Here is a 23,253-nt window from a genome sequence, read left to right on the forward strand (position 1 = left end):
TCAGTTTCCGTTCTGCACGTCCAGCACCACTTGATAAAGCGCTTCGGCACTTTTGGCACTGCGCAGGCGCTTACGCACATCTTTGTCATCAAGCATGCTGGCGATCTGGCGCAATAACTCCAGGTGCTCATCAGTAGCGGCTTGCGGGACCAGCAATACAAACAGCAGGTCAACCGGCGCGCCATCGATGGCGTCGAAATCCACGGGGGTAGCGAGGTGAATGACTGCACTGACAGGCTCGCTGCAGTCAGCAAGGCGGCAATGAGGGATGGCAATACCGTTGCCGAAACCGGTTGAACCCAGTTTTTCGCGGGCAACAAGACTTGCGAATACTGTGTCCGGAACCATGCCCGGTACTTCACGACCGATCAGGTTGGCAATTTCTTCGAGTACACGCTTTTTACTGCCACCCGGCACGTTCACAAGGGAGCGGCCGGGGGTCAGGATATTTTCGATTCGGATCATTTAAATGGGCGTTAGCGAGCGGCCGCACCTTTGAGGATGCTTTGCTGCTTTTCCTTATGCTTGAGCAATTGTCGGTCTAGCTTGTCAGTGAGCAGGTCGATGGCAGCATACATGTCGTCATGTTCAGCATTGGCAACGACCTCTCCACCATGGATGTGCAACGTGGCTTCGATCTTCTGCTTGAGCTTTTCGACCGTCATCGTGACCTGCACGTTGGTAATCTTGTCAAAATGCCCCTCGAGCTTTTTGAGCTTGAGCTCAACGTATTCACGAAGGGGTTTGGTCACTTCCAGTTGGTGTCCACTGATGTTGACTTGCATACAGCTTTCTCCTTTGCCAGTGCATAAAGAGGCAGGCATGGCGCCTGTCTCTGGGACGCTGTGGCTGGGCCTGCATCACATCAGCCGCTTACGCTCACTGGAAGGCGCTATCCCGAGTGACTCGCGGTACTTGGCGACTGTGCGACGGGCTACTTGAATGCCTTGTGCCTCCAGTAAACCAGCGATCTTGCTATCACTCAACGGCTTTTTCTGATTTTCCGCCGCAACCAGTTTTTTGATGATTGCGCGAATTGCCGTGGACGAGCATTCACCGCCCTCGGAAGTGCTCACATGGCTCGAGAAGAAGTATTTCAGCTCGTAAATGCCGCGTGGCGTGTGCATGAACTTCTGGGTGGTCACGCGCGAGATGGTCGATTCATGCATGCCCACTGCCTCGGCAATGTCGTGCAGGACAAGCGGCTTCATCGCCTCGTCGCCGTACTCAAGAAAGCCGCGCTGATGTTCGACGATCTGGGTGGCGACCTTCATCAGTGTCTCGTTGCGGCTTTGCAGGCTCTTGATGAACCAGCGCGCCTCTTGCAACTGATTGCGCATGAAGGTGTTGTCTGCGCTGGTATCGGCCCGGCGTACAAAACCTGCGTATTGCGGATTGACGCGCAGGCGCGGTACGGACTCCTGATTGAGCTCGACCAGCCAGCGCTCGTTGTCCTTGCGCACGATTACATCGGGAATGACGTACTCGGCTTCTGTGGATTCGATTTGTGAGCCAGGGCGCGGGTTGAGGCTCTGGACCAGCTCGATGACCTGGCGCAGCTCGTCTTCCTTGAGCTTCATGCGCCGCATCAACTGGCCGTAATCGCGACTTCCCAGCAGGTCGATGTAGTCGGTGACCAACCGTTGCGCTTCCATCAGCCAAGGTGTTTTGGCTGGCAACTGGCGAAGCTGCAGGAGCAGGCATTCGCTCAGGTTTCGGGCGCCGATGCCTGCCGGCTCAAACTGCTGGATGCGGTGCAGTACGGCTTCGATTTCGTCGAGTTCGATGTCCAGCTCGGGATCGAAAGACTCGAGAATCTCCTCGAGGGTTTCGTCCAGATAGCCCTGGTTGTTGATGCAGTCGATCAGCGTAACCGCCACCAGGCGGTCCTTGTCGGACATCGGGGCGACGTTCAATTGCCACAGCAGGTGGCTTTGCAGGCTTTCGCCTGCAGATGTGCGTGTGGTGAAGTCCCACTCGTCATCATCGTTGCTTGGCAGGCTGCTGGCGCTGGTCTGGTAGATGTCTTCCCATGCGGTATCGACGGGCAGTTCGTTGGGAATGCGCTCGTTCCATTCGCCGTCTTCAAGGTTATCCACGGTAGGCGCGGATTCCTGGTAGGTCGGTTCCTGAACGTCGGGGTTGGGCTTTTGTTCGATGTTGTCGGCAAGCGGGTCGGAGTTGTCGAAGTCGTCGCCTTCTTCCTGCCGTTCCAGCATGGGGTTCGATTCCAGCGCCTCCTGGATCTCCTGCTGGAGGTCCAGTGTGGAAAGCTGGAGTAAGCGGATTGCCTGTTGCAGCTGCGGTGTCATCGTCAGCTGCTGGCCCATTCTCAAGACTAGCGATGGTTTCATGGCAGGGGCTAAACACCTTATTCGCCGGCGCTCATGCGCCATCTACTACAGGCGCCGGAGCGCCAACTTAAGCAAATTATATGCCTGAAACCTGTACCTTTGCCTAGAGTGGTATGACAAATAAAATATTGTCAACACACTGCACTGGCATCAATCGGCCGCTAAGCGCAAAGGGCAGTCGATTAAAGGCGGAATTCGTGGCCGAGGTAGACCTCTTTCACCAGTTGATTCGCCAGAATGGTCTCGGAATCGCCTTCTGCGATCAGCTGTCCATCGTTGACGATGTAGGCAGTTTCGCAGATGTCCAGCGTTTCACGGACGTTGTGGTCGGTGATCAGTACGCCGATACCCTTGGCCTTGAGGTGGTGAATGATCTGCTTGATATCACCTACCGAAATAGGGTCTACGCCTGCGAAAGGTTCATCCAGCAGGATGAATTTCGGCGCAGTGGCCAGGGCGCGGGCAATTTCCACGCGGCGGCGCTCGCCGCCCGACAGGCTCATGCCCAGGTTGTCGCGAATGTGGGTGATGTGAAACTCCTGCAAGAGGCTTTCGAGCTCCTTGCGGCGTGCTCCGGCATCGAGTTCCTTGCGGGTCTCGAGAATCGCCATGATGTTGTCGGACACTGAAAGCTTGCGGAAAATCGAGGCTTCCTGCGGCAGGTAGCCGATGCCGGCTCGGGCGCGACCGTGCATGGGTTGATGGCTGACATCCAGATCGTCAATCAGCACGCGACCCTGATCAGCCTGGACCAGACCTACGATCATGTAGAAGCAGGTGGTCTTGCCGGCACCGTTGGGGCCCAGCAGGCCGACGATCTGGCCGCTGTCGATGGAAATGCTCACATCGCGCACGACCTGCCGGCTTTTGTAGCTTTTAGCCAGATGCTGGGCTTTGAGCGTCGCCATTTACTGGGCCTTCTGAGGTTGGTCGGTTTTCTTTTTCGGCTGGATGACCATGTCGATACGCGGACGTGGTGTGGTCACCTTGGCACCGCCATTGGCCCGACCGGCGCTGACGACCTGTCTGACCGTGTCATAAACGATTTTCTCGCCTTCGGAAGTATTGCCATCATTGATGACCTTGGCCTTGTCGATGAGGACGATACGGTCCTGCCCGGCGTAGTACTGAATAGTGACGGCATAGGCCTGCACAATCGGTTTGTCTACGGCAGGCTTCTGCTCGTAATAGGCCAGATTGCCGACAGAGGTGAACACATCCACTTCGCCCTGGGCATTACGCGTGATCGTCACAGTGTTACCGGTGATCTTCATCGAGCCCTGGGTGATGATGACGTTGCCCTTGTAGGTTGCTACGCCTTTCTTGTCATCGAGCTGAGCATCGTCAGACTGGATGTGGATCGGCTGATCGCGGTCGGTTGGCAGGGACCAGGCGCTCGCGCTTCCCAGTGCTGCGCCCAGGCCGAGCAATAAAGGAAGAGTTTTAACGAGCCTCATACTGTCCTCTTACGTTGGACAGCAGGTCCATCCTGCTGTCTTTCAAATATGCTTTCATTCCCTTGGCCGTAGTCACACCGCCGGCGCCGTCGATTCTAACGTCTTGCTCGGTCTGCGCATATTGCTTCTGAGGGAATACGGTCATTCGACTGGTAGTGATAATAGTCGTACGTTGTTTTTCATCGGTACGCTCGACACGAACGGAATCGATCAGCTCGACCTGGTCGCCGCCGGACGAAACTTCGCCTTTCTTGCTCTGTACGTGCCATGGAAACTCGCCACCGCGGTACATGTGCAGGTCGGGCGTGGTCAACAGGGTCACGTCAGTGGCTTTCACGTGCTCGACCTTGTCGGAGGTCATGTCGTACTGAAGCGTGCCATCGGGCAGGTACTGCACGCTGTGGGCATTGATCGCATAGTAGTCGATGACCGTGTCGTCAACGGTCGACACCGGCTGATCCATAAAACTTTCCGGGCTGATGTTCCAGTAACCGACCGCTGCCAGCAGCAGCGCCAGTACCCCGAGCAGCAGGAACTTGCGAATTTTTTTAGTGAACATAATGGCTTCTATAAATAGACGGAGTGAGCCGCTTCAAGGTTGCCTTGCGCACTCAGAATCAGTTCGCAGAATTCGCGTGCCGCACCTTCGCCGCCCCGCGCTCTGGTTATTCCATGTGCATGCTCGCGTACAAAACTCGCGGCATTGGCAACCGCCATGCCCAGACCGACGCGCCTGATGACTGGCAAGTCTGGCAGATCATCACCCAGATAGGCGACTTGTTCGTAACCAAGCTGGAGTTCTGCGAGCAGTTTGTCCAGTACTACCAACTTGTCTTCACGTCCCTGAAACAGGTGTTCAATGCCCAGGCTCTTTGCCCGGCGCTCGACTATCGCAGTCTTGCGGCCGCTGATAATGGCTGTTGTGACGCCTGAGGCTATCAGCATTTTTATGCCTTGGCCGTCGAGAGTGTTGAATGTCTTGATCTCGCGGCCATCTTCCATGAAGTAAAGGCGGCCGTCGGTCAGTACGCCATCGACGTCGAAAACGGCCAGCTTGATAGCCTTGCCGCGTTGCATGAGGTCCTGGGTCATCGTTTCGGTTTCCATTACATGACGCCTGCGCGCAAAAGATCCTGCAAGTTGAACGCGCCAACCGGCCGGTCGTACTGGTCTACGACAACAAGCGCACTGATTTTGTTGTCCTCCATGATTTTCAGCGCTTCGGCGGCCAGCATTTCTGCATGGGCCGTCTTGCCGTGAAGGGTCATGACTTCATCAATGATGGTCTGGCGAATATCGACGGGGCGGTCCAGCGTTCTGCGCAAATCGCCGTCGGTGAAGATACCGGCCAGTGTGCCGTCAGCTTCGACAATCGCGGTCATGCCCAGGCCCTTGCGGGTCATTTCCAGCAGCGCATCCCTGAGCAGCGTGCCGCGTTGAACGCTGGGCAGTGCGTCGCCGGAGTGCATGACATTCTCGACCTTGAGCAACAGGCGACGGCCCAGCGCGCCACCCGGATGGGAGAATGCAAAGTCTTCAGCGGTGAAACCCCGTGCGTCCAGCAGCGCCACGGCCAGCGCGTCGCCCATGACCAGTGCGGCGGTGGTCGAAGAGGTCGGTGCCAGATTGAGCGGGCAGGCCTCGTGCACGACATGAGCGTTGAGATTGATGTCGGCAGCCTTGGCCAGAATGGACTCGGGGTCGCCGGTCAGGCTGATCATCTTTATGCCCAGACGCTTGATCAGTGGCAGCAGGGTCACGATCTCGTGGGTGCTGCCGGAGTTCGACAGGGCCAGGATAATGTCATCGCGGGTGATCATGCCCATGTCGCCATGACTGGCTTCAGCTGGATGCACGAAAAAAGAGGTAGTGCCCGTGCTCGCCAGTGTGGCGGCAATCTTGTTGCCGATGTGTCCGGACTTGCCCATGCCGACCACAACAACTCGGCCCTTGCTGGCGAGGATCATTTCGCACGCGCGCACGAAATCGCCGTCAAGACGTTCAAGCAAGCCTTGTATGGCTTCTATCTCAAGGCGAATGGTGCGTTGCGCCGATTGGATCAGGTCACTGGATTGGTTCATGTCTGGAAAGGGTCAGCCTGCTGAAAGGCGGCGATTATAGCGGTAATGAACGATTCCCTCACGTCTGATCGTCGTTGTGTTGTTTTTAAACGAATTTCCTACGCACTTGAGGGTCTGTATCCACGCCTGATGCCATAACATTGTGGTACAGAATAATTCAACGATTACCTGAACCGCTCGGTTCTCTTCTTGGGGGCGGGTGGCGGCGGTGGTATAGTTCGCGGCCTGTTCGGCGCGCCTGGACAGCTGGTCGGCCTCCAAGAACCGACGGCTGAGGGCGGAGGCTGTATCGCAAGGAGTTTAGATGAGTCCTGATGACGCCTATGCGGTCGAGTTGAAAGGTGTGTCTTTCAAACGCGGTACGCGCAGCATTTTCAATAACGTTGATATTCGTATTCCGCGGGGCAAGGTCACCGGGATCATGGGGCCGTCCGGTTGTGGCAAGACTACCTTGCTGCGCTTGATGGGGGCTCAGTTGCGTCCAAGCGAAGGGCAGGTGTGGGTCAATGGTCAGAACCTGCCTGAGCTGTCGCGCAGTGATCTGTTCGATGCTCGCAAGCAGATGGGCGTGTTGTTTCAGAGCGGAGCACTGTTTACCGATCTGGACGTTTTCGAAAACGTCGCTTTTCCCTTGCGCGTGCACACTGAACTGCCGGAAGAAATGATCCGCGACATCGTGCTGCTCAAGCTTCAGGCTGTGGGCCTGCGCGGTGCGGTCGAACTGATGCCCGACGAACTGTCGGGTGGTATGAAGCGTCGTGTCGCGCTGGCCCGGGCCATCGCTCTCGATCCGCAGATTCTCATGTATGACGAGCCCTTCGTAGGGCAGGACCCGATTGCGATGGGCGTGCTGGTACGCCTGATCCGCTTGCTCAACGACGCATTGGGCATCACCAGTATCGTGGTGTCCCATGACCTCAGCGAGACAGCGAGCATTGCCGACTATCTCTATGTAGTGGGTGACGGGCAGGTGCTGGGGCAGGGCACGCCTGAAGAACTGATGTCCTCGGACAACCCACGCATTCGTCAATTCATGACCGGCGAGCCTGATGGCCCTGTACCGTTCCACTATCCGGCGCTGGATTTTCGCGAAGATCTATTGGGGAAGCGCTGATGCGCAATAAGTCACTGATGGACCGGGTACGCCTGTTAGGGCGTTCGGCCATTGATATTGTTACTGTTCTGGGCCGTTCCGGTCTGTTTCTGGTAAACGCCCTGCTTGGCCGCGGCGGTGCGGGCAGCAGTTTTCAACTGCTGGTAAGGCAGCTGTATTCGGTCGGTGTCATGTCGCTGGTCATCATCGTGGTGTCCGGCATGTTCATCGGCATGGTGCTGGCGCTGCAGGGCTTCAGCATTCTGACCAAGTACGGCTCCGAGCAGGCCGTTGGCCAGATGGTCGCACTGACCCTGCTGCGTGAGCTGGGGCCTGTGGTTACAGCCCTGCTGTTCGCCGGGCGTGCAGGTTCTGCGCTGACCGCCGAGATCGGCAACATGAAATCCACCGAGCAGTTGTCGAGCCTTGAGATGATCGGTGTCGATCCACTCAAGTACATCGTTGCGCCACGCCTGTGGGCAGGTTTCATCTCGATGCCGATTCTGGCGATGATTTTCAGTGTGGTCGGTATCTGGGGCGCTTCCTGGGTAGCGATCGATTGGCTGGGCGTCTATGACGGTTCTTTCTGGTCGAACATGCAGAACAGCGTTTCTTTCACGAACGATGTGCTCAATGGGGTGATCAAAAGCGTCGTATTTGCCTTCGTGGTGACATGGATTGCCGTTTTCCAGGGGTACGATTGCGATCCTACTTCCGAGGGGATCAGCCGCGCGACGACCAGAACCGTCGTTTACGCCTCGTTGGCCGTGCTGGGACTGGACTTTATTTTGACCGCATTGATGTTTGGAGATTTCTGATGCAAAACCGTGCCATCGAAACCGGAGTCGGTCTGTTCCTGCTGGCGGGGATACTGGCTCTGCTCCTGCTGGCCCTGCGAGTCAGTGGTCTGAGCACGAGCGCGAGCACCGACACTTATAAACTTTATGCCTACTTCGACAATATTGCCGGTTTGACTGTCAGAGCCAAGGTAAGCATGGCTGGCGTCACGATCGGCAAGGTGACGGCGATCGATCTGGATCACGACACCTTCACCGGTCGCGTCACGCTGGAGATTCAAAAGAAGGTCGATAACCTGCCTTCCGATTCCACGGCGTCGATCCTGACTGCTGGCCTGCTGGGTGAGAAGTACATTGGTCTCAGCGTCGGTGGCGATGACAAGCTGCTCAAAGACGGTGCAACCATTCATGACACGCAGTCGTCGCTTGTGCTGGAAGACCTGATCGGGAAATTCCTGCTCAATACCGTAAGCAAAGACGCCAAGTAAGCCAAGTAAGGAGCTTTAAATGATCTCTATCCTGCGCCGTGGTCTGTTGATATTGCTGGCCACCTTGCCGATGCTGGCCAACGCTGCGGCAACGCCCTCAGCTCACGATCTGGTGGAACGTACCACCAAGGAGCTGTTGAGTGACCTGGCGACCAACCGTGAGCAGTACAAGTCGAATCCGAGTGCCTTCTACGATGCACTGAACCGCATTGTCGGTCCTGTCGTGGATGCCGATGGCATTTCCAAAAGCATCATGACCGTGAAGTACTCCCGCAAGGCGAGCCCTGAACAGGTGAAGCGTTTCGAGGAAAACTTCAAGCGCAGCCTGATGCAGTTCTACGGCAATGCCTTGCTTGAATTCAACAACCAGGGCATCACCGTCGCACCTGCCAAGGACGAAGGCGATGACCGCACCAGCGTTGACATGCAGGTCAAAGGCAATAACGGCGCGATCTATCCGGTTTCCTACACGCTGGTCAAGCTGAACGGCGAGTGGAAAGTGCGTAACGTTGTCATCAACGGTATCAATATCGGCAAGCTGTTCCGTGATCAGTTCGCCGATGCCATGCAGCGCAACGGCAACAACCTGGATACCACCATCAACAACTGGGCTGGCGAAGTGGCCAAGACCAAGTCCACCGTAGACGCTGCGCAGAAGCCTGCACAATGACAGAGTCCGCCGTCCGCCTCGTCGGGCCTGGCGAGCTCAGGCTGATTGGTGTGCTGGATTACCGCACCGGGCCACAGCTGCGCAAGCAGGGTGCGGCGCTGATCAAGTCGGGTGATCTGGCCGATCTGACACTTGATTGCTCGGGCGTCGAGAAATCCAGCAGTGTAGGCCTCGCCTTGCTGCTGGCTTTCATGCGTGATGCACAGGAGGCAGGCAAGTCGATCACTGTCCGCTCGATGCCTGAAGACATGCGTCAGATAGCCCGTGTATCAGGTCTGACCGAGCTACTGGACACCCACTGACAGGCGTCATCGAAAAAGCCCTTTATCCGGGACCTGCTTGTCGGGCTTCGCATAACATGGGCTTTTTTGTATGATGGCCGACCCGCGCGCGTACAGCGCCGATCGAGGTTAAGCATGCAGGCCGTAGAAGTTAAAAGCTTCCTTGAAGGAAAGCTGCCGGAAATCAAAGTGGAAGTCGAAGGCGAAGGCTGCAACTTCCAGCTGAATATTATCAGCGACGAGTTGGCCGGCCTGAGTCCGGTCAAGCGTCAGCAACAGATTTATACCCATCTGAACCCCTGGATTGCCGATGGCAGCATCCACGCGGTGACCATGAAATTTTTCAGCCGCGCTGCATGGGCCGAGCGTTCCTGAGCCAATTGGTGTCGAGACTCTAATGGATAAATTGATTATTACCGGCGGCGTTCGTCTTGATGGCGAAATTCGCATCTCCGGGGCAAAGAACTCTGCCTTGCCGATCCTTGCCGCCACATTGCTGGCTGACGGGCCGGTTACTGTTCAGAACCTGCCCCACCTGCACGACATCACCACCATGATCGAGCTGTTCGGTCGCATGGGCATCGAGCCTGTGATCGATGAAAAGCTCAGCGTCGAGATCGACCCGCGCACCATCAAGACTCTGGTCGCCCCGTACGAACTGGTGAAAACCATGCGTGCGTCGATTCTGGTATTGGGCCCGATGGTCGCTCGCTTCGGCGAGGCCGAAGTGGCGCTGCCAGGCGGCTGCGCCATTGGTTCGCGTCCGGTTGATCTGCATATCCGCGGTCTTGAGGCCATGGGCGCGATCATCGATGTCGAGGGTGGCTACATCAAGGCCAAGGCACCCGAGGGTGGCCTGCGTGGTGCCAACTTCTTCTTCGATACCGTGAGTGTGACCGGTACTGAAAACATCATGATGGCCGCCAGCCTCGCCAACGGCCGCAGCGTTCTGCAGAACGCTGCTCGCGAGCCCGAGGTTGTCGATCTGGCCAACTTCCTGATCGCGATGGGCGCAAAAATTCACGGCGCAGGCACCGACACCATCACTATCGATGGCGTCAAGCGTCTGGGCCCGGCCACCTACAAGGTCATGCCTGACCGTATCGAGACCGGCACCTATCTGGTAGCCGCTGCCGTTACCGGTGGTCGCGTCAAGGTCAAGGACACTGATCCGACCATCCTTGAAGCGGTGCTGCTCAAGCTTCAGGAAGCCGGTGCCGAAGTCACGACCGGTGAAGACTGGATCGAGCTGAACATGCACGGCAAGCGTCCAAAGGCTGTCAACGTGCGTACCGCGCCGTATCCTGCGTTTCCGACCGACATGCAGGCGCAGTTCATCTCGCTCAATGCGATTGCCGAAGGTACGGGTGCGGTCATCGAGACCATCTTTGAAAACCGCTTCATGCACGTGTATGAAATGCACCGCATGGGCGCTCAGATCCAGGTTGAAGGCAACACTGCCATTGTCACCGGCACCGAAGTGCTCAAGGGCGCGCCAGTCATGGCGACCGACCTGCGTGCATCGGCCAGTCTGGTGATCTCTGCGCTGGTTGCCCAGGGCGACACGCTGATCGACCGCATCTACCACATCGATCGTGGTTACGAGTGCATCGAAGAGAAGCTGCAAATGCTGGGCGCCAAGATCCGCCGCGTTCCGGGCTAGTAGCGCGTGGCCCTGATGCCACTGGCATCGGGGCCGCCTGTTCTGTCGCGGGTGTGATTTCTGATTCGTTTCACTTCAGGCCGAACACGCTTGAGGGTTGTCATGCGCCGCTTGCGTCGTGACAAAAGTTTCCTGATAAGGACTTACGTTTCCCATGTTGACCATCGCACTGTCCAAGGGCCGCATTCTTGACGACACCCTGCCGCTTCTCGCTGAAGCGGGCATCGTGCCGACCGAGAATCCGGACAAGAGCCGCAAGCTCATCATCCCCACGACTCAGGCCGATGTGCGCCTGCTGATCGTGCGTGCCACCGATGTGCCGACCTATGTCGAGCATGGTGCCGCCGATCTGGGCGTCGCGGGCAAGGATGTGTTGATGGAATATACCGGCCAGGGCCTTTACGAGCCTCTGGACCTGCAGATTGCCAAGTGCAAGCTGATGACTGCCGGTGCCATCGGTGCGGTCGAGCCCAAGGGCCGTCTGCGCGTGGCGACCAAGTTCGTCAACGTTGCCAAGCGTTACTACGCCGAACAGGGTCGTCAGGTCGATATCATCAAGCTGTACGGTTCCATGGAGCTGGCACCGCTGATCGGTCTGGCAGACAAGATCATCGACGTAGTCGACACCGGTAATACCTTGCGAGCCAATGGCCTTGAGCCTCAGGAACTGATCGCTACCATCAGCTCGCGTCTGGTAGTCAACAAGGCTTCCATGAAGATGCAGCACGCACGCATTCAGGCCCTCATCGACACCCTGCGCAAGGCAGTGGAGTCGCGACACCGTAGCTGATTCATTCACGCAACGTTGAGTTGCGTCCAGCTATCCGTGTCATAGCCAAATTTCTCAGGTGCCTGCGCGGATAGCTTGGTAGCTTTAGGCTCCTGAGCATCCGCCAATTATTGAGGCCCCCGCTATGACCACGCCCACTGCAATTCGCCGACTCGACGCTGCTGACCCGGATTTCGCACGACATCTGGATCACCTGCTGAGCTGGGAAAGCGTGTCTGACGACTCGGTCAACCAGCGCGTGCTCGACATCATCAAGGCGGTACGTGAGCGCGGCGACGAGGCGTTGGTCGAGTTCACCCAGAAGTTTGACGGGCTGCAGGTCGCGTCGATGGCCGACCTGATTCTGCCTCGCGAGCGCTTGGAACTGGCATTGACCCGCATCACGCCGGTCCAGCGCGAGGCGCTGGAAAAAGCCGCCGAGCGTGTGCGCAGCTACCACGAGAAACAGAAACAGGATTCCTGGAGCTATACCGAGGCCGATGGCACGGTGCTGGGCCAGAAGGTTACGCCGCTGGACCGCGCAGGCCTGTATGTGCCCGGTGGCAAAGCCTCGTACCCGTCTTCGGTATTGATGAATGCCATTCCGGCCAAAGTGGCGGGCGTGACCGAGGTGGTCATGGTCGTGCCGACACCGCGTGGTGAAATCAACGAACTGGTGCTGGCCGCTGCCTGTATTGCGGGTGTCGACCGGGTGTTCACCATCGGCGGTGCGCAAGCTGTGGCAGCGCTGGCCTACGGCACTGAAAGCGTGCCAAAGGTCGATAAGGTTGTCGGCCCCGGGAATATTTATGTGGCCACCGCCAAGCGCCACGTATTCGGTCAGGTCGGGATCGACATGATCGCCGGTCCTTCCGAGATTCTTGTGGCGTGTGACGGCCAGACCGATCCTGACTGGATTGCCATGGACCTGTTCTCCCAGGCCGAGCACGATGAAGATGCCCAGGCCATTCTGGTCAGCCCGGATGCCGATTTTCTCGACAAGGTTGCCGCCAGTATCACGCGTCTGCTGCCAACCATGGAGCGCGCGGCTATCGTCGAAACGTCGATCAACGGTCGCGGCGCATTGATAAAAGTGGCAGACATGGCGCAAGCCATCGAAGTTGCCAATCGCATTGCGCCTGAGCACCTTGAATTGTCCGTCGCCGATCCGGAAGCCTGGCTGCCACAGATCCGCCATGCGGGTGCGATCTTCATGGGGCGCCACACCTCCGAAGCACTGGGCGACTATTGCGCAGGTCCCAACCACGTACTGCCGACCTCCGGCACGGCACGTTTTTCCTCGCCGCTGGGCGTGTACGATTTTCAGAAGCGCTCGTCTATCATCTACTGCTCGCCGCAGGGTGCGTCCGAGCTGGGTAAGACAGCGTCGGTGCTGGCTCGTGGCGAATCCCTTAGCGGCCATGCCCGCAGTGCTGAATATCGAATTACTGATCCCGACTGGAAAGCAGGCAATACAGAGGACGGCAAATAATGAGCAAATTCTGGAGTCCTTTCGTCAGCGATCTGGTGCCTTATGTGCCGGGCGAGCAGCCGAAGTTGACCCGGCTGGTCAAGCTCAATACCAATGAAAACCCGTATGGCCCGTCGCCCAAGGCTGTCGAGGCCATGCGTGCCGCGCTGACCGACGACTTGCGTCTGTACCCGGACCCCAACAGCGACCTGCTCAAGCACGCTGTCGCCGATTACTACAAGGTGCAGCCCAATCAGGTGTTCCTGGGCAATGGCTCGGATGAAGTGCTGGCGCACATTTTCCACGCTTTGTTTCAGCACGATGCTCCGCTGCTGTTTCCGGACATCAGCTACAGCTTCTATCCGGTCTACTGCGGTCTGTACGGGATCGATTACGAACTGATCGCGCTGGACGATCAGTTCCAGATTCGTGCCGAAGACTACGCCAGACCCAATGCCGGGATCATTTTCCCTAACCCGAATGCACCGACCGGTTGCCTGCTCGGTCTGGACAAGGTCGAGCAGATTATCAAGGCCAGCCCGGATTCAGTGGTCGTCGTTGACGAAGCGTACATCGACTTTGGTGGCGAGACCGCGATCACGCTGGTTGATCGCTACCCGAACCTGCTGGTCACTCAGACCTTGTCAAAGTCGCGCTCGCTGGCCGGTCTGCGTGTCGGCCTGGCGGTGGGGCATCCTGATCTGATCGAAGCGCTGGAGAGGGTCAAGAACAGCTTCAACTCCTATCCGCTGGACCGTATGGCCAATGTGGGTGGTGCGGCAGCTTTCGAGGATCGCGAGCACTTCGAGTCGACGCGCAACAAGGTCATCGAAAGCCGCGAGGCGCTGGTCGAACAGTTGCAGGGCAAAGGCTTTGAAGTGCTGCCATCGGCAGCCAACTTCATCTTCGCCCGCCACCCGCAACACGATGCTGCAGCCCTGGCTGCGAAACTGCGCGAGCAGGGCGTCATCGTTCGCCACTTCAAACAGCAGCGAATCGCCCAGTTCCTGCGCATCAGCATCGGCACGCCAGAGCAGCATCAGGCGTTGCTGGAAGGGTTGAGCGATATCTGAGACGCGGATCGGTCAGCCCGAAAACGGGCTGACCTTGCGCTGCCACAGGATCATCGATGCCGCAGAGCATCCGCATGGCCTGGAAACACCGCCGACCTATGTGAGTAATCCAAATGGCTCGAAAACATTCCGGGTCTGCGGGAGCGAGCTTGCTCGCGAAGAAGCCCGTGCAGCCGCTGAAACTCCATTGATCAGGTAATCCGCCTTCGCGAGCAAGCTCGCTCCCACAAGATCATCGCTGCCGCAGAGCATCCACATGGCTTGAAACACCCCTGACCTGTGTAAGTGTTTCACATGGCTTGAAAACACCCAGGACCTGTGTGAGTGTCTCGCATGGTTTGAAAACACTCCGGATCTGTGGGAGCGAGCTTGCTCGCGAAAGGGCCTGCACAAGCGCCGAAAATGCATCGACTGAAACACCGTATTCGCGAGCAAGCTCGCTCCCACAAGATCATCGCTGCCGCAGAGCATCCACATGGCTTGAAACACCCCTGACCTGTGTAAGTGTTTCACATGGCTTGAAAACACCCAGGACCTGTGTGAGTGTCTCGCATGGTTTGAAAACACTCCGGATCTGTGGGAGCGAGCTTGCTCGCGAAAGGGCCTGCACAAGCGCCGAAAATGCATCGACTGAAACACCGTATTCGCGAGCAAGCTCGCTCCCACCAGATCATCGCTGCCGCAGAGCATCCACATGGCTTGAAACACCCCTGACCCGTGTAAGTGTTTCACATGGCTTGAAAACACCCAGGACCTGTGTGAGTGTCTCGCATGGTTTGAAAACACTCCGGATCTGTGGGAGCGAGCTTGCTCGCGAAAGGGCCTGCACTAGCGCCGAAAATGCATCGATTGAAACACTTTCTTCGCGAGCAAGCTCGCTCCCACCAGATCATCGCTGCCGCAGAGCATCCACATGGCTTGAAACACCCCTGACCTGTGTAAGTGTTTCACATGGCTTGAAAACACCCAGGACCTGTGTGAGTGTCTCGCATGGTTTGAAAACACTCGGATCTGTGGGAGCGAGCTTGCTCGCGAAAGGGCCTGCACTAGCGCCGAAAATGCATCGATTGAAACACTTTCTTCGCGAGCAAGCTCGCCCCCCCACGCCCTTCGGGCAGAAGCCCGGATGCCCTTTATTCCCGGCGTCACAGATCTGTGCTGTACCGCACTTTCAGGTAATGGCGCATCACTCCGGCGCTGCGGCGGGTGTCGGGGCGGGTGGTGGGCGCAGGCCGACCTCGGCGCTCAGGCGCATCTCCTTGCCGTTGCGCATCACGTCGATAGCAATCTTGTCCTTGGGTTTGGTGCGCGCCACCTGGTTCATCGAGCGACGACCGTCGCCGGCAGGTTCGCCATTGATGCTCAGGATCACGTCGCCCAGTTGCAGGCCGGCTTTCTGCGCCGGTCCGTCGCGGAAGATGCCGGCCACAACGATACCTGGACGATCCTTCAGCCCGAAGGATTCGGCCAGTTCCTGGGTCAGCGGTTGAACTTCGATGCCCAGCCAGCCACGAATGACCTGACCGTGCTCGATGATCGACTTCATGACATCCATTGCCAATTTGGTCGGAATAGCGAAGCCGATGCCCTGGGAGCCGCCGGACTTGGAAAAAATCGCGGTATTGATACCGATCAGATTGCCGCTGGCGTCTACCAGCGCACCGCCCGAGTTACCCGGGTTGATGGCCGCATCGGTCTGAATGAAGTCTTCATAAGTGTTGAGGCCCAATTGATTGCGCCCGGTGGCACTGATGATCCCCATGGTCACGGTCTGACCGACCCCGAACGGGTTGCCGATCGCCAGTGCAACGTCGCCGATGCGAATGCTGTCAGAGCGCGCGATGGTAATCGCGGGCAGGTTTTTCAAATCGATCTTGAGCACCGCCAGGTCGGTTTCCGGGTCATTGCCGATGACCCGGGCAATGGTTTCGCGGCCGTCTTTTAGCGCCACCACGATCTGGTCCGCGCCTGTGGTGACGTGGTTATTGGTCAGTATGTAGCCTTCGGGGCTCATCATGACGCCAGAGCCAAGGCTCGACTCCATGCGCTTCTGCTTGGGCGTGTTGTCGCCGAAGAAGCGCCGGAACTGCGGGTCTTCGAAAAGCGGGTTGTTGCCCTTGTTGACCATCTTGGTGGTGTAGAGGTTGACCACCGCGGGCGCTGCGGCAATGACCGCATCGGCATAGGACGACGGACCTTGCATGACGTTGGTGGTCTGCGGAGCCTGTTGCAGATTGACATCCAGGCTCGGCAGGCCGACCCACTGCGGATAGCGCTGAATAATCAGCATGGCGATAAGCACGCCAGCCAGCAATGGCCAGCCGAAAAAACGCAGTGCCTTGAACATTTAACAAGTCCTGATGGTTGCAGGCGCAGAAAGTTTTGCCACGGGTGCGCCATAATGGCGGGCATTATACGAGTACAACGCAGCTCTGAACTGCATATTTAGGAGTCTTTTATGGCTGTTGCCCTGAGCACCCTGGTCGAAGAAGCCGACCGCTATCTGAACAGTGCCCGGATTCAGGATTATTGCCCTAATGGCCTTCAGGTCGAGGGTCGGCCTCAAGTGATGCGCATCGTCAGCGGCGTGACGGCCAGCCAGGCATTGCTGGACGCTGCCGTAGAGGCTCAGGCTGATCTGATTCTGGTCCATCACGGTTATTTCTGGAAAGGCGAAAACCCCTGTGTTGTCGGCATGAAGCAGCGTCGCCTGAAAACTCTGCTCAAGCACGACATCAGCCTGCTTGCCTACCACCTGCCGCTGGACGTGCACCCTGAAGTGGGCAATAACGTGCAGCTGGCACGTCAGTTGGACATCACTGTCGAAGGCCCGCTGGACCCCGAAAATTCGCGAGTGGTCGGCTTGATCGGTTCGTTGTCCGAACCCATGACGCCGCGGGATTTTGCCCGTCGCGTGCAGGATGCGCTGGGGCGTGAGCCATTGCTTATCGAAGGCAGTCAGATGATTCGCCGTGTCGGCTGGTGCACGGGCGGTGGTCAGAACTACATTGATCAGGCAGTGCTGGAAGGCGTCGATCTGTTCCTGAGTGGCGAAGCGTCGGAGCAGACATTCCACAGCGCACGGGAGAACGACATCAGCTTCATCGCGGCCGGTCATCACGCCACCGAGCGATATGGCGTTCAGGCCCTGGGTGACTACCTGGCCCGACGCTTTGCACTCGAGCATATCTTCATCGACTGCCCGAACCCGATTTGAACGATCAAACAGCAGGGCATATGCATAGATCGTTTCGATCTAGCTGCATCGCTGATTAGCGATATCACGCATGTTAAAGTGCTCGGCTCGAATACGGCCCGCAGGCCGCCCCGGGGTTTCCCGGTCCATAACGAACGCAATCCGTGAGTAGCCATGGTTGACAAACTGACGCATCTGAAACAGCTGGAGGCGGAAAGCATCCACATTATCCGCGAGGTCGCCGCCGAGTTCGATAACCCGGTGATGCTGTACTCGATCGGCAAGGATTCGGCCGTGATGCTGCACCTGGCGCGCAAGGCATTCTTCCCCGGTAAATTGCCATTCCCGGTCATGCACGTCGATACTCGCTGGAAATTCCAGGAGATGTATCGTTTTCGCGACAAGATGGTCGAGGAAATGGGCCTGGACCTGATCACTCACATCAACCCCGATGGTGTGGCGCAGGGCATCAACCCCTTCACCCACGGAAGCGCCAAACATACCGACATCATGAAGACCGAGGGCCTGAAGCAGGCGCTCGACAAGCATGGTTTCGATGCCGCTTTCGGCGGTGCCCGGCGCGACGAAGAAAAGTCCCGGGCCAAGGAACGCGTCTATTCGTTCCGCGACAGCAAACATCGCTGGGACCCTAAAAACCAGCGCCCCGAGCTGTGGAATGTCTATAACGGCAACGTCAACAAAGGCGAGTCTATCCGGGTGTTCCCGCTCTCCAACTGGACCGAGCTGGACATCTGGCAGTACATCTACCTTGAAGGCATCCCTATCGTGCCGCTGTACTTCGCCGCCGAGCGCGACGTGATCGAGAAGAACGGTACGCTGATCATGATCGACGACGAGCGCATCCTCGAGCATCTCACCGATGAAGAGAAGTCGCGCATCGTCAAGAAAAAGGTCCGTTTCCGCACCCTCGGCTGCTACCCGCTGACCGGTGCTGTCGAGTCCGAAGCGACCAGCCTGACCGACATCATTCAGGAAATGTTGCTGACGCGAACTTCCGAGCGCCAGGGCCGGGTCATTGACCATGACGGCGCTGGCTCGATGGAAGAAAAGAAACGTCAGGGTTATTTCTAAGGGGTGTCACATGTCGCATCAATCTGATTTGATCAGCGAGGACATCCTCGCCTACCTGGGCCAGCACGAACGCAAGGAAATGCTGCGCTTTCTTACCTGTGGCAACGTCGATGACGGCAAGAGCACGCTGATCGGGCGTCTGCTGCATGACTCGAAGATGATCTATGAAGATCACCTTGAAGCCATCACCCGGGACTCGAAGAAGTCCGGCACCACTGGCGATGACGTCGATCTGGCGTTGCTGGTGGATGGTCTGCAGGCCGAGCGGGAGCAGGGCATCACTATCGATGTTGCCTATCGCTATTTCTCCACGGCCAAGCGAAAGTTCATCATTGCCGATACACCGGGCCATGAGCAGTACACCCGTAACATGGCCACCGGCGCTTCGACCTGTGACCTGGCGATCATTCTGGTGGACGCGCGCTATGGCGTGCAGACCCAGACCCGTCGTCACAGCTATATCGCCTCTCTGCTGGGTATCAAGCACATCGTCGTCGCCATCAACAAGATGGACCTCAACGGCTTCGATGAGGGCGTGTTCGAGTCGATCAAGGCCGATTACCTGAAGTTCGCCGAGGGTATCGCGTTCAAGCCGACCACCATGGCGTTTGTTCCAATGTCAGCGCTCAAGGGCGACAACGTGGTGAACAAGAGCGAGCGTTCGCCCTGGTACACCGGCCAGTCGCTGATGGAAATTCTCGAGACCGTCGAAATCGCCAGCGACCGCAACTATGCGGACCTGCGTTTCCCGGTGCAGTACGTCAACCGTCCAAACCTGAACTTCCGCGGTTTCGCCGGTACGCTGGCCAGCGGTATCGTGCACAAGGGCGACGAGATCGTCGTGCTGCCGTCGGGCAAGAGCAGCCGTGTGAAGTCCATCGTCACTTTTGAAGGCGAGCTGGAGCAGGCCGGTCCGGGGCAGGCCGTGACGCTGACCATGGAAGACGAGATCGACATTTCCCGCGGTGATCTGCTGGTGCATGCCGACAACGTCCCACAGGTCAGCGATGCGTTCGACGCGATGCTGGTGTGGATGGCCGAAGAGCCCATGCTGCCGGGCAAGAAGTACGACATCAAGCGCGCTACCAGCTATGTGCCTGGCTCTATTGCCAGCATTACTCATCGGGTCGATGTGAACACGCTGCAGGAAGGCCCTGCCAGCTCGTTGCAGTTGAACGAGATCGGACGCGTCAAAGTCAGCCTCGATGCGCCCATCGCGCTGGACGGCTATGACAGAAACCCCACCACTGGCTCGTTCATCGTCATCGATCGTCTGACCAATGGCACTGTGGCAGCGGGCATGATCATTGCCAAGCCGGTTTCAGGCGGTGGCTCGCAGCATCATGGCGAGCTGGCCCACGTCTCGACTGAAGAGCGTGCGCAGCGTTTCGGCCAGCAGCCGGCTACCGTATTGTTCAGCGGCCTGTCCGGCGCAGGCAAAAGTACGTTGGCGTATGCGGTCGAGCGTAAGTTGTTCGACATGGGCCGTGCGGTCTATGTGCTGGACGGTCAGAACCTGCGTCATGACCTGAACAAGGGCTTGCCACAGGACCGTGCCGGGCGTACCGAGAACTGGAGCCGTGCCGCCCACGTGGCGCGCCAGTTCAACGAAGCGGGCCTGCTGACCCTGGCTGCCTTTGTGGCGCCGGATGCCGAGGGCCGTGAGCGCGCCAAGGCGCTGATCGGCAAGGATCGTCTGCTGACCGTCTATGTTCAGGCGTCGCCAGCAGTCTGCCGCGAGCGTGACCCGCAAGGCCTGTATGCCGCTGATGGCGACAACATTCCTGGCGAGTCCTTTCCGTATGACGTGCCGCTGAATGCCGATCTGGTGATCGATACGCAGACACTCAACCTGGAAGAAAGCGTTAAACAGGTGCTGGATCTGCTGCGCAGCCGCAGCGTGATCTGATACGCATGCAGGCGTGAAAGCCCAATGGTTTTCAGCGCCTGCATTGGCCTCTTCGCGAGCAAGCTCGCTCCCACAATGGTGCGCACGCACGATCTTGTGGGAGCGACCGGCGTGGCAATCCGCATTGCTCGCGAAGGGGTAGGGCACAAAAAAGCCCGCTGCAGATGTTCTCTGTAGCGGGCTTTTGTGTGGCTGTGAATCCTTACCTTTTCAGGCCGTAATGCTCATCCAGCATTCCAGGCGTGTTGGGCGACTTGGGGGCGTAGTCCTTGGGTGTCTCGGTGTCGCGCGGAGGGGTCAGGCGGTCGCGATGATCGCGGTGCGCATGATTGGCCTCAGGGTGCAGGGCGGCCAGCAAGCGTTGGCGGGTCAGCTCGTCGAGAGCCAGACGGTTGGCGCCCTCGGCAAGGTGTTCCTGAACATCCTGATAGCTCTGCGAAAGCTTCTGTACCAGATTGGCCGTGCTGTTGAAGTGCGTGACTACCTCGTTCTGATAGGTGTCGAAACGCTCCTGAATGTCATCCAGCTGGCGCTGGGTGCTGTTCGGAACGGTGTTGGGCAGCAGGCGTGCTACCAGAAAACCAATGACGACACCGGCCACCAGGGCGAGCGTCGGCAACAACCAGACTAAGAGCGAGTGTTCCACGAGTCCTTCCTCTATAAACGGCTTTGCTTTACGTTAACGGCTGGAACCTGCGCTGTATACCCGCGACGTATCGTTGATATGCAAGCCGCAGACAATCAGCTAGACGAGTCGACCCATTTCGAGGTCACGGAGTTCTGTTTTGCTCATGCGTGAAACCCCATTATTTATCGATGGCCCAGAAGGCCAGCTCGAAGCGCTGTATCAGGATGTACCTGACGCCCGAGGCCTTGCACTGATCTGCCATCCTAACCCGATACAGGGCGGAACGATGCTCAATAAAGTCGTCTCGACGTTGCAGCGTACCGCAAGGGATCAAGGTCTGATCACCTTACGCTTCAATTATCGCGGTGTCGGTGCCAGTGCCGGTACGTCGGTCGCCGGGCCAGGTGAGATCGATGATGCCCAGGCTGCCGCCAAGTGGCTGCGTGCGCAACATCCTGATCTGCCCATGACGCTGTTCGGTTTTTCTTTCGGTGGCTACGTTGCCGCCAACCTGGGTGGTCGCCTTGAAGGGCAGGGCGAAAAACTGACGCATTTGTTTCTGATTGCTGCAGCGGCCTCGCGGCTCAAGGATCAAAGCGTCTTGCCGCAAGGTTGTCCGCTGACGATCATTCAGCCAGAAGACGATGAAGTGATCGATCCTGAAACGGTCTATGCGTGGTCGGTCGCGCTGCAACGCCCCCATGAGCTGCTGAAAGTGGCAGAATGCGGACACTTTTTTCACGGCAAGCTGACCGATCTGAAAGATCTGCTTCTGCCGCGACTTTCCAACTGATTGCAGCCCGTATTGCATCCTTTAGATAAGCGACCTGCCATGACCACTCGTATCCTGACCGGTATCACGACCACCGGCACTCCCCATCTGGGTAACTACGCGGGCGCGATTCGCCCGGCCATTGTCGCCAGCCGTCAGAGCGATTTCGACTCGTTCTACTTTCTGGCCGACTACCACGCGTTGATCAAATGCGATGACCCGCTGCGCATTCAGCGCTCGCGTCTGGAAATCGCTGCGACCTGGCTGGCAGCTGGCCTGGACGTTGATCGTGTGACCTTCTATCGCCAGTCGGACATTCCAGAGATCCCGGAACTGACCTGGCTGCTTACCTGCGTGGCGGCCAAGGGCCTGCTTAACCGCGCGCACGCCTACAAGGCATCAGTGGACAAGAACGTCGAAGGTGGCGAGGACCCGGATGCGGGCATCACCATGGGGCTGTACAGCTATCCGGTACTGATGGCCGCTGACATTCTGATGTTCAATGCGCATCAGGTTCCTGTGGGGCGCGACCAGATCCAGCACGTTGAAATGGCCCGCGACATCGGCCAGCGGTTCAACCACCTGTTTGGCAATGGCAAGGAATTCTTTGTCATGCCCGAGGCCTTGATCGAAGAGAGCGTCGCCACGCTACCCGGTCTGGACGGGCGCAAGATGTCGAAAAGCTACGACAACACCATTCCGTTGTTCAGCAGCGCCAAGGAGATGAAAAGCGCCATATCGCGCATCGTCACCGACTCGCGCGCGCCGGGTGAAGCGAAGGATCCGGACACCTCGCACCTGTTCACCCTGTATCAAGCGTTTTCGACGGCAGAGCAGTGCGCTGAATTCCGTTCCGATCTATTGCAGGGGCTGGGCTGGGGCGAAGCGAAGAATCGTCTGTTCACCTTGCTGGATGCGCAATTGAGTGAGCCCCGTGAAAAATATCTGAGGCTGATCGAGCGTCCTGCCGATCTCGAAGATATCCTGCTCGCCGGCGCGCAGAAGGCACGCCGGGTTGCCACGCCGTTTCTGGAGGAACTGCGTGAGGCGGTGGGCCTGCGCTCGTTCCGCGCCACGGTGCAAAACGCCGATACCGGCAAGAAAAAGGCCACCAAGGGCGCGCGTTTCGTCAGTTTCCGTGAAGACGACGGCAGCTTCCGTTTCCGCCTGCTGGCCGCCGATGGCGAGCAGCTGCTGTTGTCGCGCAATTTTGCCGACGGCAAGGCGGCCGGCATCGCCAGCAAGCAGTTGCAGCAGGGCGGTGAGCTGGATCTGCGCAGTGAAGCCAATGGTTTCACGCTGTGGCTGGACGGCGAGTGTGTAGCCGATAGCCCGGAGTTCGCCGATGCCATTGCGCGCGACAACGCGATTCAAACCCTTAAGCTGGCACTTGCTCCTCAACAGGACTGATTGCCAATCCCCGGGGTCGTCGCTACAGTGACGACCCGTTTTTGTTGCC

Annotated in this window: 25 protein-coding genes; 15 read left to right on the top strand and 10 right to left on the bottom strand. The window is 58.0% G+C overall.

What is annotated here, in order from left to right; translation table 11 throughout:
- The 8 genes from ptsN to AC4ANE_RS06360 all read right to left on the bottom strand — a co-directional run bounded on the left by ptsN (position 1) and on the right by AC4ANE_RS06360 (position 5,892).
- A complete protein-coding gene (gene ptsN, locus AC4ANE_RS06325) occupies positions 1–465 on the bottom strand; it encodes a PTS IIA-like nitrogen regulatory protein PtsN (protein ID WP_002555092.1) in 465 nt (154 codons plus the stop codon).
- A gap of 11 nt (positions 466–476) precedes the next feature.
- Entirely contained in the window at positions 477–785 is a 309-nt protein-coding gene (gene hpf / locus AC4ANE_RS06330) for a ribosome hibernation-promoting factor, HPF/YfiA family (protein WP_002555091.1), read from the bottom strand.
- 75 nt (positions 786–860) lie between these two features.
- On the bottom strand, positions 861–2,354 hold the full coding sequence (locus AC4ANE_RS06335) for an RNA polymerase factor sigma-54 (protein WP_002555090.1): 1,494 nt from the start codon (positions 2,352–2,354) through the stop codon (positions 861–863).
- Positions 2,355–2,536: 182 nt separating this feature from the next.
- Positions 2,537–3,262, bottom strand: coding sequence for an LPS export ABC transporter ATP-binding protein (gene lptB / locus AC4ANE_RS06340; RefSeq protein ID WP_002555089.1), 726 nt, complete (start codon positions 3,260–3,262; stop codon positions 2,537–2,539).
- On the bottom strand, positions 3,263–3,811 hold the full coding sequence (gene lptA / locus AC4ANE_RS06345; protein WP_002555088.1) for a lipopolysaccharide transport periplasmic protein LptA: 549 nt from the start codon (positions 3,809–3,811) through the stop codon (positions 3,263–3,265).
- On the bottom strand, positions 3,798–4,370 hold the full coding sequence (gene lptC, locus AC4ANE_RS06350; RefSeq protein WP_002555087.1) for an LPS export ABC transporter periplasmic protein LptC: 573 nt from the start codon (positions 4,368–4,370) through the stop codon (positions 3,798–3,800). Before lptC ends, lptA begins: the two co-directional genes overlap by 14 nt.
- A gap of 8 nt (positions 4,371–4,378) precedes the next feature.
- On the bottom strand, positions 4,379–4,918 hold the full coding sequence (locus tag AC4ANE_RS06355; RefSeq protein ID WP_031595003.1) for a KdsC family phosphatase: 540 nt from the start codon (positions 4,916–4,918) through the stop codon (positions 4,379–4,381).
- The gene (locus AC4ANE_RS06360; RefSeq protein ID WP_002555085.1) at positions 4,918–5,892 is read right to left on the bottom strand and encodes a KpsF/GutQ family sugar-phosphate isomerase; all 975 of its coding nucleotides are present in this window, start codon (positions 5,890–5,892) and stop codon (positions 4,918–4,920) included. The genes AC4ANE_RS06355 and AC4ANE_RS06360 overlap by 1 nt, the downstream gene beginning before the upstream one ends.
- 304 nt (positions 5,893–6,196) lie before the next feature.
- On the opposite strand from AC4ANE_RS06360, the gene AC4ANE_RS06365 reads away from it, so the two are divergent.
- From AC4ANE_RS06365 to hisC, 10 genes are all read left to right on the top strand, one after another.
- Positions 6,197–7,006 (top strand): ATP-binding cassette domain-containing protein, encoded by an 810-nt coding sequence (locus AC4ANE_RS06365; protein WP_002555084.1) that lies wholly within the window; start codon positions 6,197–6,199, stop codon positions 7,004–7,006.
- Complete coding sequence (gene mlaE / locus AC4ANE_RS06370) at positions 7,006–7,803, top strand: lipid asymmetry maintenance ABC transporter permease subunit MlaE (protein ID WP_002555083.1); 798 nt, start codon at positions 7,006–7,008, stop codon at positions 7,801–7,803. The genes AC4ANE_RS06365 and mlaE overlap by 1 nt, the downstream gene beginning before the upstream one ends.
- Positions 7,803–8,270, top strand: a complete 468-nt coding sequence (gene mlaD / locus AC4ANE_RS06375) for an outer membrane lipid asymmetry maintenance protein MlaD (RefSeq protein ID WP_002555082.1) — start codon at positions 7,803–7,805, stop codon at positions 8,268–8,270. The genes mlaE and mlaD overlap by 1 nt, the downstream gene beginning before the upstream one ends.
- 19 nt (positions 8,271–8,289) lie before the next feature.
- Complete coding sequence (locus AC4ANE_RS06380) at positions 8,290–8,940, top strand: MlaC/ttg2D family ABC transporter substrate-binding protein (protein WP_002555081.1); 651 nt, start codon at positions 8,290–8,292, stop codon at positions 8,938–8,940.
- A complete protein-coding gene (locus AC4ANE_RS06385) occupies positions 8,937–9,242 on the top strand; it encodes an STAS domain-containing protein (RefSeq protein WP_002555080.1) in 306 nt (101 codons plus the stop codon). Before AC4ANE_RS06380 ends, AC4ANE_RS06385 begins: the two co-directional genes overlap by 4 nt.
- A 114-nt stretch (positions 9,243–9,356) precedes the next feature.
- Positions 9,357–9,596: a BolA family protein gene (locus AC4ANE_RS06390; RefSeq protein WP_002555079.1), complete on the top strand. Its 240-nt coding sequence runs from the start codon at positions 9,357–9,359 to the stop codon at positions 9,594–9,596.
- A gap of 22 nt (positions 9,597–9,618) precedes the next feature.
- Positions 9,619–10,884, top strand: coding sequence for a UDP-N-acetylglucosamine 1-carboxyvinyltransferase (gene murA, locus AC4ANE_RS06395; RefSeq protein ID WP_002555078.1), 1,266 nt, complete (start codon positions 9,619–9,621; stop codon positions 10,882–10,884).
- Positions 10,885–11,038: 154 nt separating this feature from the next.
- Positions 11,039–11,674 (top strand): ATP phosphoribosyltransferase, encoded by a 636-nt coding sequence (gene hisG, locus AC4ANE_RS06400; RefSeq protein ID WP_002555077.1) that lies wholly within the window; start codon positions 11,039–11,041, stop codon positions 11,672–11,674.
- Positions 11,675–11,798: 124 nt separating this feature from the next.
- Positions 11,799–13,145, top strand: a complete 1,347-nt coding sequence (hisD, locus tag AC4ANE_RS06405; protein WP_002555076.1) for a histidinol dehydrogenase — start codon at positions 11,799–11,801, stop codon at positions 13,143–13,145.
- Positions 13,145–14,197, top strand: a complete 1,053-nt coding sequence (gene hisC / locus AC4ANE_RS06410) for a histidinol-phosphate transaminase (protein ID WP_002555075.1) — start codon at positions 13,145–13,147, stop codon at positions 14,195–14,197. Before hisD ends, hisC begins: the two co-directional genes overlap by 1 nt.
- 1,186 nt (positions 14,198–15,383) lie before the next feature.
- Here the strand turns inward: hisC and algW are convergent.
- Positions 15,384–16,544, bottom strand: a complete 1,161-nt coding sequence (gene algW, locus AC4ANE_RS06415; RefSeq protein ID WP_002555073.1) for a Do family serine endopeptidase AlgW — start codon at positions 16,542–16,544, stop codon at positions 15,384–15,386.
- A gap of 111 nt (positions 16,545–16,655) precedes the next feature.
- Here algW and AC4ANE_RS06420 point away from each other — a divergent pair, with 111 nt between their 5' ends.
- The 3 genes from AC4ANE_RS06420 (at position 16,656) to cysN (ending at position 20,394) form a co-directional block, all read left to right on the top strand.
- Positions 16,656–17,414: a Nif3-like dinuclear metal center hexameric protein gene (locus AC4ANE_RS06420; RefSeq protein ID WP_002555072.1), complete on the top strand. Its 759-nt coding sequence runs from the start codon at positions 16,656–16,658 to the stop codon at positions 17,412–17,414.
- 153 nt (positions 17,415–17,567) lie between these two features.
- Positions 17,568–18,485, top strand: a complete 918-nt coding sequence (gene cysD, locus AC4ANE_RS06425; protein ID WP_002555071.1) for a sulfate adenylyltransferase subunit CysD — start codon at positions 17,568–17,570, stop codon at positions 18,483–18,485.
- Between the two features lie 10 nt (positions 18,486–18,495).
- Positions 18,496–20,394 carry a sulfate adenylyltransferase subunit CysN gene (gene cysN / locus AC4ANE_RS06430; RefSeq protein ID WP_002555070.1) on the top strand — a complete coding sequence of 633 codons (1,899 nt, stop codon included), beginning with the start codon at positions 18,496–18,498 and terminating at the stop codon, positions 20,392–20,394.
- A 202-nt stretch (positions 20,395–20,596) separates the two neighbouring features.
- Here cysN and AC4ANE_RS06435 read toward each other — a convergent pair whose 3' ends face one another.
- The gene (locus AC4ANE_RS06435) at positions 20,597–21,040 is read right to left on the bottom strand and encodes a Z-ring associated ZapG family protein (RefSeq protein ID WP_002555069.1); all 444 of its coding nucleotides are present in this window, start codon (positions 21,038–21,040) and stop codon (positions 20,597–20,599) included.
- A gap of 145 nt (positions 21,041–21,185) precedes the next feature.
- Between AC4ANE_RS06435 and AC4ANE_RS06440 the strand changes: the two genes are divergently transcribed.
- Together AC4ANE_RS06440 and AC4ANE_RS06445 are read left to right on the top strand one after the other, a co-directional pair.
- A complete protein-coding gene (locus AC4ANE_RS06440; protein ID WP_031595000.1) occupies positions 21,186–21,815 on the top strand; it encodes an alpha/beta hydrolase in 630 nt (209 codons plus the stop codon).
- Between the two features lie 39 nt (positions 21,816–21,854).
- The gene (locus AC4ANE_RS06445; protein WP_002555067.1) at positions 21,855–23,204 is read left to right on the top strand and encodes a tryptophan--tRNA ligase; all 1,350 of its coding nucleotides are present in this window, start codon (positions 21,855–21,857) and stop codon (positions 23,202–23,204) included.
- The last annotated feature ends 49 nt before the right edge of the window (positions 23,205–23,253 follow it).

This window comes from Pseudomonas sp. Pme6b (genome assembly GCF_058129925.1).